The sequence below is a fragment of the Microcoleus sp. B7-D4 genome, assembly GCF_036705125.1.
Taxonomy (GTDB): Bacteria; Cyanobacteriota; Cyanobacteriia; order Cyanobacteriales; family Microcoleaceae; genus Microcoleus.
On the sequence record NZ_JAUBTT010000076.1, the window covers coordinates 32245 to 43505 of the forward strand.

The 11261-nt window shown below is 41.8% G+C and carries 7 protein-coding genes; 6 read left to right on the forward strand and 1 reads right to left on the reverse strand.

What is annotated here, in order from left to right:
• The 4 genes from QUB12_RS26415 to QUB12_RS26430 form a co-directional block, all read left to right on the forward strand.
• On the forward strand, positions 1 to 1534 hold a 1534-nt coding region (locus QUB12_RS26415), incomplete at its 5' end, for a CHAT domain-containing protein (protein WP_333144736.1).
• A gap of 352 nt (positions 1535 to 1886) precedes the next feature.
• The gene (locus QUB12_RS26420; RefSeq protein ID WP_333309146.1) at positions 1887 to 4298 is read left to right on the forward strand and encodes a dynamin family protein; all 2412 of its coding nucleotides are present in this window, start codon (positions 1887 to 1889) and stop codon (positions 4296 to 4298) included.
• Positions 4299 to 4304: 6 nt separating this feature from the next.
• Positions 4305 to 5096 carry a hypothetical protein gene (locus tag QUB12_RS26425; RefSeq protein WP_333309149.1) on the forward strand — a complete coding sequence of 264 codons (792 nt, stop codon included), beginning with the start codon at positions 4305 to 4307 and terminating at the stop codon, positions 5094 to 5096.
• 14 nt (positions 5097 to 5110) lie between these two features.
• Positions 5111 to 7426 (forward strand): dynamin family protein, encoded by a 2316-nt coding sequence (locus QUB12_RS26430; RefSeq protein ID WP_333309151.1) that lies wholly within the window; start codon positions 5111 to 5113, stop codon positions 7424 to 7426.
• A 374-nt stretch (positions 7427 to 7800) separates the two neighbouring features.
• Here QUB12_RS26430 and QUB12_RS26435 read toward each other — a convergent pair whose 3' ends face one another.
• Complete coding sequence (locus tag QUB12_RS26435; protein WP_333309153.1) at positions 7801 to 8709, reverse strand: Rpn family recombination-promoting nuclease/putative transposase; 909 nt, start codon at positions 8707 to 8709, stop codon at positions 7801 to 7803.
• Between the two features lie 659 nt (positions 8710 to 9368).
• On the opposite strand from QUB12_RS26435, the gene ccsB reads away from it, so the two are divergent.
• Both ccsB and QUB12_RS26445 read left to right on the forward strand, forming a co-directional pair.
• Positions 9369 to 10439 (forward strand): c-type cytochrome biogenesis protein CcsB, encoded by a 1071-nt coding sequence (ccsB, locus tag QUB12_RS26440; protein WP_333144732.1) that lies wholly within the window; start codon positions 9369 to 9371, stop codon positions 10437 to 10439.
• Between the two features lie 230 nt (positions 10440 to 10669).
• On the forward strand, positions 10670 to 11095 hold the full coding sequence (locus tag QUB12_RS26445; protein ID WP_333144731.1) for a KGK domain-containing protein: 426 nt from the start codon (positions 10670 to 10672) through the stop codon (positions 11093 to 11095).
• Positions 11096 to 11261: the final 166 nt, after the last annotated feature.

Genomic DNA, 11261 nt, shown 5'->3' on the forward strand with positions numbered 1-11261 from the left:
TACTCCAAATCCAGCGCCGGTACCCAATGTTTTGCCGATCGCACCCACAATTACTCCCAATCCAGTGGTTGCGCCTGCTGCTGCGCCGATAAATCTCGCACCGATACCGGAACTCGCAGCCAACCAGCCGCCTAGCACAAATCCTTTATTTTCGCCCAGCTTGCAAGAGCAAAACCAGATATCTAATTCCTTGCAACAGCGCAATTCACCTCCCGCGTCTGCGAATCTTGACGCTTCCAAGTTGCCACCTAACCTCGGCGCTGTTATTTTTCCCGTGGAGGAGAGATTTACCAGCGAGTTTGTCGATTACCTAAATTTGCCATCAACAACTGCGCTCGCCACCCTAGAAGATGCCCAAATTACCCTTCGCAGTGTCCAACAAGCCACAGGCATCAAACCAGCTCTCATTTATATCAGCTTTGTACCCAGGGGTTCTACAGTCGATCGGCCTTACAGCAGTTCCCCCATCTTGCGCGTAGAACAGCAAATTCAAGCCTCTGACGAACTGGAAATGATGGTGATCGCCCCGGAAGGCGTACCCGTTCGCCAGCGCATCTCTGGAACCTCTCGCGCCCAGGTAATGCAAGCTATGGAGAGATTTCGGGCTGAACTGACTAATCCGGTAAAGCGCAACACAAAAAGTTATTTGCCCTTGGCTCAGCAGCTCTACAAGTGGATAGTAGCGCCGCTCGAAGCAGAGTTGCAAGCCAAAGGCATTGAGAATTTATCTTTTATCTCAGATATGGGGTTGCGATCGATACCGATGAGCGCCCTGCACGACGGCAAAGGCTTTCTGGTAGAGCGTTACAGTGTTGGATCGATGCCAAGTCTGAGTTTGACGGATACCAGCGCCACCAATTTTAAAAATACCCAAGTTCTGGCAATGGGGGCGTCGCAATTTCCAGAGATGAGTCCTTTGCCTGCGGTGGAACTAGAAGTATCGACAATCACGCCGCAGCAGTGGCCGGGCAAGTCTTTCTTGAACGAAGCTTTCACCCTGGCTAATTTGAAATCGCAGCGCCAGCAGTATCCTTTTGGGATGATTCACTTGGCTACCCACGCCGAATTTCGAGCTGGAGAGCCCAGCCAATCCTTTATTCAGTTGTGGGATACTAAATTGCGTTTGGATCAGTTGCGGCAAATGAATTGGCACAGCCCGCAAGTTGAAATGTTAGTTTTGAGTGCTTGCAAGACTGCTGTGGGCGATCGAGAGGCCGAGTTGGGCTTTGGCGGGTTAGCCGTGCAAGCCGGGGTTAAATCGGCTATGGCGACTCTTTGGTATGTCAGCGACGAGGGCAGTTTGGGGTTGATGACGGAGTTTTACGGGCAGTTAAAAACTGCTCCGATTAAAACAGAAGCACTGCGGCAAGCGCAATTAGCGATGTTGCGGGGAGAAGTGCGAATTGAAGGGGGGATGCTGCACACTTCTGTTGGCAATCTGCCGTTACCCCCGGAATTGGCAAACACGACGACTCAGAATTTCTCTCATCCTTATTATTGGTCTGCTTTTAGAATGATTGGCAATCCTTGGTAATAAGGTTTGTTTTAGTCGATCGATTGTTGGCTAATTGTGCGAGATTTCGATCAGCGGGGTTGGGGAATATGGGTATAATCGATCGCAATTTAGAGTGCTCCTTCGGCGTGTGTGCGATCGTTTCAGACCTGGATTCAGCAACGCCCGCTGATAATCTAATTGAAGACCTGCAAAAATATGAAGAGCCTGTTTGTAACTTTATTTAAATAAAGAAAGTGCGATCGCCTCTTGACAGGTTATAGTATTATACCTAGAGTCATAATTAAACAGTGCTGCTGTCAGCCCTCTATGACTTGCGACTCAAATATGTTAACTAGAATACATATTCACTATCAACACCAGTATTTAACACATGAGTAAACAATTATACAAAGTTTTTGACGAAGTAGAATTCAAAGCTCAACAGCTTGCTAAATCCTGGAATAATTTTTCTACAGAAATTTCCGAACATTTACCAGATACATATCAGCCTGAAATACAAAAACTTTCTCGTAAATTAGACGAGGCTTTAAGCACTCTGGTTGATCAACTTCGTAATCCGACTCTGACTCTGGCGACTACAGGAACCACCAGTAGCGGGAAAAGCACTTTGGTAAATTTGTTATGTGGAGCCGAAATTGTCCCCGTAGCCGTAAGTGAAATGAGCGCAGGGGCAGTCACTATCGAATATAGCAAGGAAAAGTCTCTAATAATCCATGAAACACCAGGAGCATTGTGGGAATGTGGAGAGTGGAGAGGTATCAGAGACGAAAAAATTTATCAGCGCTTATACCAAGTAATGATAAGTTATATCGAAAACAGAGAAAAACAACCGAATTTAGCTTGCCCACAATCTACAATATTTTACCCTTTCAGGCTTGTCAAAGAGTCTCAACTGGAACTACCACAAGGAACAAGGGTAAAAATTCTTGATTTACCTGGTTTGGCCTATGTGGGCGATCGAGGTAACGCAGATGTTATTAAACAGTGCCGAGAGGCCTTGTGCATAGTCACATACAATAGTGCAGAAACCGATGCACATAAAGTAAAAAGTTTACTGCAAGAAGTTGTACAGCAGGTAAAAGATTTAGGGGGTTCCCCTGCACGTATGCTCTTTACTCTGAATCGGATTGACGTTTTTCGAGCCGATAGAAATTGGCCTGACACAGAAAATCGCTTTTTTGAAAATGCTATCTGCAGTATTAAAAGTGAATTGACTGACCAATTAAAAGAATATACAGAAGATATTGAGAAGTTGCAGGTTGTCAAACTTAGTACATGGCCAGCTTTACTGGCTCTTCAGATCCAAAATTATGATGAGATATTCAGTGTTGATGCGTGTAAAAAAGCGGATAACAATTTCAATGGATTAATTGATGAAGATATATTAGAAGACCTGCCACGTAACGTACAAAAATGGTCTAGACACGACCGAAACCGAGTTGCTGAAGCATTATGGAAAAAATCTTATGCAGAAGAGTTTCAGCAGCACTTAAAGGAACATATTACTCAACACTTCCCACAGTTAGTAATACCGCAAGCTATAGAACGTTTTAATGTAGCTGCTGGAAATGCTGTAGCAGAGTGGGCCGTACAAACAACCACGGCCATTCTTAGCAGTTCAGAAGAACACTACCAACAGGAATGCGAAAATATCTCACGAATTAGATTATTAATTGAGCGTTTCTTACAAAGAAGCGATACAAACTTAAGAGATCCCTTTGAAAGAATAGATACAAAGATTAAACAAGTTATAGCAGAACAGTCAGAAGATGATCCTGTCCTATATCTTGAATCAACAATTTTAGAACTTAAGAATGTAGAACCTTATAATCTATTAGGAGAAAAATTATATCCTCTTTATGGATGGAGACGGGAATTAGGTCAAGGAATTAAACAAGTATTAGAAGCAGTAGCAAAGTCTTTAGAAACTGGAAAGGTAGACTTAGACAGTACAAATTTAAAAAAAGCAAATCTTTTAAATGTCAATTTGCTAGGAAGAAACTTAAACAGACTTGTAAACTTAGGCTATACTGCTTCTGTAGCTAAAGAAGGTAAAATAATGGAAGCAAAAACTGATTCTGAGAAGAATCAACTTAAACAAATAAATGAAGAATTAAATGAACTAGCTATTCATTTGAATATTGTAATGGAGGATGTGTTAAAGCAAATTTCTAACCAAGAATTAAATAGAATGTATCAGGCAGTAGTAGAACTTTTCAATTGCCACTTATCTTATATTGAAGAAGGTGCAAATGATATTGCACCTAATATAGCCATAAAATTCCCTGAATCTAAATTTAGTAAAGTTGATAGTCAGCTTACATTTAATTTTCGTTTTGAAGCAGGTTTTCCTATTAACAAAGGAACGTGGCAAAAATCCGTACAGGTTGCCAGAGAGGAAAGAATTTGGTATACATTATGGATAGCAAAAAAAACTGTTTATGACACGAAATATGAAACACGCTCTAGTGATAATGCCGAAATACCTAGTGTGGAAAATTTACTAACAGGTTGGATTATTCAGTCGAAAAAGGGAGAAGCAGAAATAGTAAACAAAATTGCAACTTGGCTACTAGAACAAATTGATTGTTTAAAAAAAAATGTAGATAAAATTCAGAATGATATTATTGACCGTTATCAAACCAGACTTGATAAAGCTAACCAAGAAATTACTCTAGATTATGAAAAGCAAAAAAATGTTTGGCAACCTATTCAACAAAAAGCTCAAAACCTTGCAGAAGAATTTTCTAGCTTAGAAAAAGTTTTAAAAGAGGAGCATTAAAATCTAGTGGCAACCGAAAATCCTAAAAGCCTATATGATCAAGTTTGTAATAACATATATCCTCAAATACAAGGGATTGAAAGAGGTCTTTTATATGAGACTATTCAGATGATACTTGGTGAAGAACAATCACTAGAACAAGAAAAAACAAGAAAAATATGTGATTATTTTGGGATAAAACCTCATGCTAATAAAGATGAAGACCATAAAATTATTGATGACTTGTTGGATGCAATTTTAAGAAATATTCCAATATTAAAACGACCTGCAAAACTGGTAAAAAATTTTCAAGGAGGAAATATGGAGTGGATTTTTGTAGCAGCAGCTTTTACATTCGTTGGATTGTTTTTTTATAAGCAAACTCTTGATAAAAAGGAACAGGATAAAATAAAATCGGCGGTTCAAGAAATAAAAGAGCAACCCATTTTTTCACCTCCAATTCCTGCTGATTTATGTCTTGTTATTCCAGCATCTATAGCAAGCAATTTCATAAACCGTTCAAATTTAAAAGTTGATGAGCTAACATACCTCATAGATAATGCCTCTTACTTTTTATGTACTACTGTTAAAGTTGCTGACTCAAATGAGCAATATTTAAAAATAACAGGTGAGTCTATTCAACTTGATAGTAGAAGAGAAGTTTATCTCAGAATCAATATTAATGATGGTCGAAACCTGATTGATAAAAAGATTCCTTACTATTTAAAGACGAATCTACCACTTCAAGCTCAGTGTATTGTTAAACAATTAGCTTGTCTTGAAAATTTATCTGGATTAGAAAAATTTAACCGCATTTAAGGAGTATCTACAAAATGGATTGGAAAACAGCATCTTCTTACTATGAAACCCGTCTTACCGACGCTTTAAACATCCAAAGACACGCGGTTAATTTAGCTAACTTACCACAAGCAGAAGTTCCAGAAAAATTAAAACAAATCCTATTACAAGAAGCACAACCCGCACGCCGCCAACTTGAAAGACTCAAAAAACGCGAGTTTCGCATCGCTGTTGTCGGGTTAGAGAAAGCAGGAAAAAGCACCTTTATTAATGCTTGGTTGCAATGTGATTTACTTCCAGCAAAGGGAGGAAGATGCACATTTACCACAACACAAATTTATTCAGTTGAAAACGAGTCTGAACAAAGGCTGGAAGTACAAGCGAGAACCGAAGAAGAGTTTATCAACTTACTCAAGGAGCTGGAGAAACTAGGGGCGAAAGAAGACCTAAATACTATACGAACAAACGAAATAACCTTACAACAGGTAAGAAGAGAAGGTAATCTGACTTTTCCCTTTACTAGACTCGAAGATATTAGAGAACCACTCAAGAAGTATGTAGCAGATGAAAAGTATGCTCACGCTGTTTTAGAGGCGAGACTTTATACTAACAAACTTGCTCAGGCTGAAGGGATTGTTTTTTATGATGTTCCGGGTTTAGATTCAGGTTTAGCAAAGCACGTTGATGAAGCACAAGCAATGCTCTCTGACTGTGATGCGGTGATATTGGTACAGCGGTTTACTAGCCTCCGAGAAAAGGAACTAGAAATAATCAAGTTTACCGAACTTGGCGATAAAAACGTCACCGTTGCTGATAAGCTTTTTGTATTTTTAAGTCGGATTGATTCATTAGGTAGTGCAGAGGCGCTTAAAACACATATTGAAGAAGCTTCTCAAGACTGGTTAAGGCGTGCAAAGCTTCCACCTGAACGCATTGTATATGGTTCAGCCGGAGCCTATCTAATTTTGAATGGTTTAGCAGGAGAACAGACTAAGTTAGAGATTGGGGATGCAAGTAATATCGAAGCTCAGTTGAAGAGACTGACTGGAATTACCGATGAAGAAACTCTGAATAAAAATGGTACTGGAATTCCCGAAATTAAGGAAAAAATATTTAACTATATCAACAGTGAGCGTGTCTCGATTTTAAAAAAAAGATGCGAAGCTTCTATCAATAAAATTTTCAGCAATTCTGAACAGATTTATATTACAGTCAGCAAAAAGTATCCCGAAAATCCTGAAGAAGCCAAGCTATTTGAAGAAAATAATCGGCGGGTTTTCTTTACCGAATGGTGGAATAAAAAATGGGAAACAATCAAAGCTGATTTACAAAAATACTATGAATATTCTGTTATAAACAAATCCTTAGATAGTTCTAATGCTAAGTCATTCACTCAAATAGAAAAATTTAGACAACGATATTTACAAATCGTTGACAATGAAATGCAGAAACTCAGGGAGGAAACATTTAAAAAGAAAGATACTATCTTTCTTGCTAACTCCAATCCAGAGTTTGACCGCATGAAAGCCAATTTTGCTTGGCGTGATGATTTGTACGGTGATATTAGTAAGCTTCTCTCTGCAATTGCTCATCAACTTGCTTTAGAACTTAAGGATGAAGCATTAAAATTAGTTGAATATATGACAAGTTTATTATGGGAAAGTAATCAAGTAAAACCCAGGCTCATTGAAAATTCAGAGGAATATTTTTTAGCAAAACTAGAGAATAGCTTAAGCGTATTATTTTTACGCTTTGCACGTCCAGTGGCTGAAGCGCTGATTCGCGGCCCAGTTAATAGTGATACTCGAAATAAAATAATCAAAAGTTTAGGGGTAGATATTGAAATTATTGATAACTACTATAGTGGGGAAGAAGCTGCATTTAGGGTTCTCAAAAAATATGTAAAATATGGTTCAGATTTACTATTTAATTCGGAGATTCGGCAACAAGTATTAGGAGTTACAGGAATAGCAACACAAATTGCTGGGGTAGCAGCGCAAATAGTGGGAGATTTTTCTAAGGACATAAAATCGCCACAAGAAGAAGCTGTAGTTTTTGAGGTAGGAAATGATATTAGTGCGTTTGAAGAATACTTAATTTATGCAATTTTCAGTGCGGCTGGTTTTGAGTCATACTGTATTCAAGAACTGAAGGGTTTAGTTGATAGTTTCCGAGACAAAGAAGGTACTTGGACTGGCGTTGCTCTCAATGAGTGGTTGCAGGGAAATCCACTTCTGTTTGCTGAAATACCTGATAACTTGAAGTCACAAGAATCGAATTTAGAAGTTAGCGAACGATTGAGGCAATTATCTATTGCTTTAAAAAGAAGTCGTTCGCCGGAGGTACTGTGAGGGACTGAAACTAAAGGAAAATAGACCTTTTGCAAAAGTCCTTTTAATGAAATTTTAGGACGGGCTCTCCGGCCCATCCCACAAAAATCATCTTTTCTTGTGGAATGGGCCGGAGAGCCCGTCTTAGCTATTTTTTGCAAGAGGTCTAATTTAACATATGTCTGTGGGTTCGATCGCCCAAAACATCTTCTACCATCATCAATCCGCTTCTAATCCGCCGGAATCATCCCCGATCGCACCCTGAACATCCTCTCAGCAACGGCGGATGCACCAAAAGAACCCCAAAACCCAGCAAGTAGAGGGGGAGTACGTTTGATGTGTTGGTGCGCGTAAATGGCGCGATCGCCCCCTCAAGTGCAATTCCTAACCTCGTTTCAATCTCCCTGCGGCAAATTCTCCAGCCAAACCTCTAAATCCTCGATCGACTGAAAATCTAACAATTCCTCTGCTAGAGTTTCAATTTGCTCGATCGACAAATCAGCAATTCTAGTCGTGATAGATTCCGGTAATGTTCCAACTCGCCGATTTAACAGACGGCGATTTAACTGACGTAAAATCAAGGCTCTTCCTTCTTGTTCGCGGCCTTGCACAATGCCTTGCACAATGCCTTGTTCAATGCCTTGTTCGATGCCTTCTTCCTTAGCTTCCCGATAAAACCGAGTTTCCTCAAGCGTAATCCCTAACATCGCCTCTGCCTCCCTTCGGTTCAAACTTGTAAACTTGTAAACCAGTATCGTCGTCAGCATCTCTATTATGGCGCGACTCGCTGCCTCAGATTCCTCACGCTGCGATCGCGCCAGCAACAATCGCGCCACTTCCGGCGTACTCGCTTCGTCGATCGTCGTCAAAGCCATCAGCGCCACCCCCAGCGGCAACTGTTCAATATCCCCCAACTCATCCAAATATACGCGATGCACCTGATTGCAGTTCAAGAGCGATCTATACGGATGCGTTTCTGATTGTTCAGTCGATCGAGTAGGATAAATTACCACCGCTTCCCAATCTGTAAATCGCTGACGGTTGCGATAAAAATACAAAAACGACTCACCAAACAATCGCTCATAAAGCAATTCATCCCGCTGAAACTGCACCTCACAGAAATATACAACTCCAGGCTCAGCATCCGGTGGCAAAAACACCCCATCAATTTCAAACTTCGGTTCCTTCACCGCCACGGAGTCAAATCGATACTGTTCCGCATTCGATGGTGACTCTTCCAATAGCTCAAACAGCAGCGTCGGAGCTTCTTGAAATAACTTGTAAAATATTGAATCTCGACGCATTAACCCAACATCTCCTCTAACCTATGCAACTGCTCGAACCCTCAGTCGATTTTAGATTTTAGATTTTAGATTTGACTCGCCTTGATAAATCTGGGAGGTTGAGCTTTACTCTAAAATTTGGGGAGTATCCACAACGATTGTCGGGGGCTTCCGTTTTTTTGCTGGTTGCAAAAACAGCAAATGGGTAATCAGCTCAATCAATTCTAAAGGATTCCAGATAGCCCCAGATCAAAAAACATCCTATATTTTCAGTCCTAGACGCACTCCCGACCAAGAAACGGGGTTTTTTACTTAATCTCTGGGTAAAAACGAAGGATTTTCCTAAAACCCGGTTTCTGGCCCCCCGTGCGTAAGTCCTAATTTTGTTAATCGGCGATCGAATTTCGCCCATCAGCATTCCGTGTTTCCTTACTTGGAACTCCTCCAACCTCAAGCCCTCAGCCAGAATCAACAAGTGTGACTTGACGGGGCTACACTCGTCTGGTGGGTCAATAGTAGCTTGTTTGATGCGTCCGCGCGATCGCCCGCCCGTACCTCAACAACCGCCAAAAACTCAGAATTGCCACAAAAATTCAAAATCTCAAACCCAAAACTGCCCAACGCCAGTACGATCGATCTAGTTAGCAAAAATAAGTAAAAACACTAGCGGAGTAATTTTTATGGATCTGGTCGTACTCCAGAACTGGCTGGACAACATCTCCTTTGCCGTTTTGTTCTCCACAATGCTCATTTACTGGGTTGGCGCAGCATTCCCCGGCATTCCCTACCTGGGGGCCCTAGGAACCGCAGGAATGGGCGTCGCCAACCTATCCATCGCCGCTTTACTCGGTTCTCGATGGATAGAAGCCGGCTACTTCCCCTTAAGCAATCTCTACGAATCCCTATTTTTCCTAGTTTGGGGAATCACCGCCATCCACCTAGTCGCGGAAAACATGAGTCGTTCCCGCTTAGTAGGAGTAGCGACATCCCCCGTAGCAATGGCAATATCCGCCTTTGCAGCCCTGACTCTGCCGGCAACCATGCAATCTGCAGAGCCCCTAGTACCCGCCCTCAAATCAAACTGGCTGATGATGCACGTTAGCGTCATGATGCTAAGTTACTCAACTTTAATGGTAGGAGCGCTACTGGCGATCGCCTTTTTAATCGTCACCCGCGGCCAAAAAATCGAACTCACCGGTAGTTCTTTCGGCACCAACAGCAACCGCAACGGCAACTACCGCCTCCAACGCCCTCAAAACCCCGAACCTCAAATTGCAGAAACCAGCGCCGACAGCGCCTTAGTTTTCAGCGAACCCTCTTTCAACTCCAACAATAACGGTTTAGGCACCACCGCAGTGCTCGAATTAGCCACCGTTCAAACCGCATCAACCGCCCCAACTCAAACCGCAGAACTTCTCTCGCCCCAGCGCTTGAATCTAGCAGAAACTCTTGATAACATTAGCTATCGCATCATCGGTTTAGGATTCCCTTTACTGACAGTTGGCATTATTGCCGGTGCGGTTTGGGCTAACGAAGCTTGGGGCTCATACTGGAGTTGGGACCCGAAAGAAACTTGGGCGCTAATTACTTGGTTGGTATTTGCTGCCTACCTGCACGCCCGCATTACTCGTGGCTGGCAGGGAAGACGCCCAGCAATTTTAGCTGCCACAGGTTTTGTGGTAGTTTGGATTTGCTATCTAGGCGTTAATCTGTTAGGCAAAGGTTTGCATTCCTACGGTTGGTTTTTCTAATTCCTAATCCACCAATCAGCCAAAGAAGAACAGGATAAGTCAAAGAATCGGGATTAATCTCATCTCCGGTTGTAGGGTGGGCAATTCCCACCTTACTCAACCAGCGAGATTCTAATAATTAACTCCCTCTTCCTTCTTATAACTTCGGTCTTCCTCACATCCGTTACATCCGTTACATCCGTTACATAATCCGTTGCCGAACTTCCTTCATTAAAATAAGGACAATTAATATGGACGAATCCCCAATATTTCCCCAAGAAGACGATGTTGTGTCTGCCCCTACCAGCGCTTTGATGTATCAATGTACATTCAAAGTCAGCGAATTTATGGCCATTATGCAGGCGAAATTGGTAGACGAAAAATTATTCTCAGACGGCTTGGATTGCGAGCTATTAAGTGCTGGCAAAGACTGGACTAAAGGAAAACTTAGAATGCGTCTGGAGTTCATTCCGCTTGAACCTGAAATCAAAGAACAAAAAGCCCTTCCTGCCGCTGCCGAAAGATCGGACACCGTGCAAAACTATGCCGTAGATAGCTCAAGTCAAACCGATATAGATGAGCCATTAAATCAATGTGACTCAACAGAAATAAATAATCATTTTCCTATTTCTAGGTATCCAGACCGCGACCCCCAAAGTATAGGAATGTGGAGCTAGGAAGGCAAAAACTGAGATATTTGGAGAGGGGGATGCTTCCCCTTCTTTGCTCAAAATCCATCCGTTAAATCCCGGACACTGCTCGTTTTCTAAGGAATGAGAATTAAATAACTTCCACAAGTTTGTGGGATGGGCGTCCCGCCCGTCCAAAAAGGACGGGCGGGAC

Bases quoted from the DNA above. Each gene is read 5' to 3' on its own strand.
- QUB12_RS26420 (WP_333309146.1), top strand. From the start codon at position 1,887: ATGAGTAAACAATTATACAAAGTTTTTGACGAAGTAGAATTCAAAGCT.
- QUB12_RS26430 (WP_333309151.1), top strand. From the start codon at position 5,111: ATGGATTGGAAAACAGCATCTTCTTACTATGAAACCCGTCTTACCGAC.
- QUB12_RS26435 (WP_333309153.1), bottom strand. From the start codon at position 8,709: ATGCGTCGAGATTCAATATTTTACAAGTTATTTCAAGAAGCTCCGACG.
- ccsB (WP_333144732.1), top strand. From the start codon at position 9,369: ATGGATCTGGTCGTACTCCAGAACTGGCTGGACAACATCTCCTTTGCC.
- QUB12_RS26445 (WP_333144731.1), top strand. From the start codon at position 10,670: ATGGACGAATCCCCAATATTTCCCCAAGAAGACGATGTTGTGTCTGCC.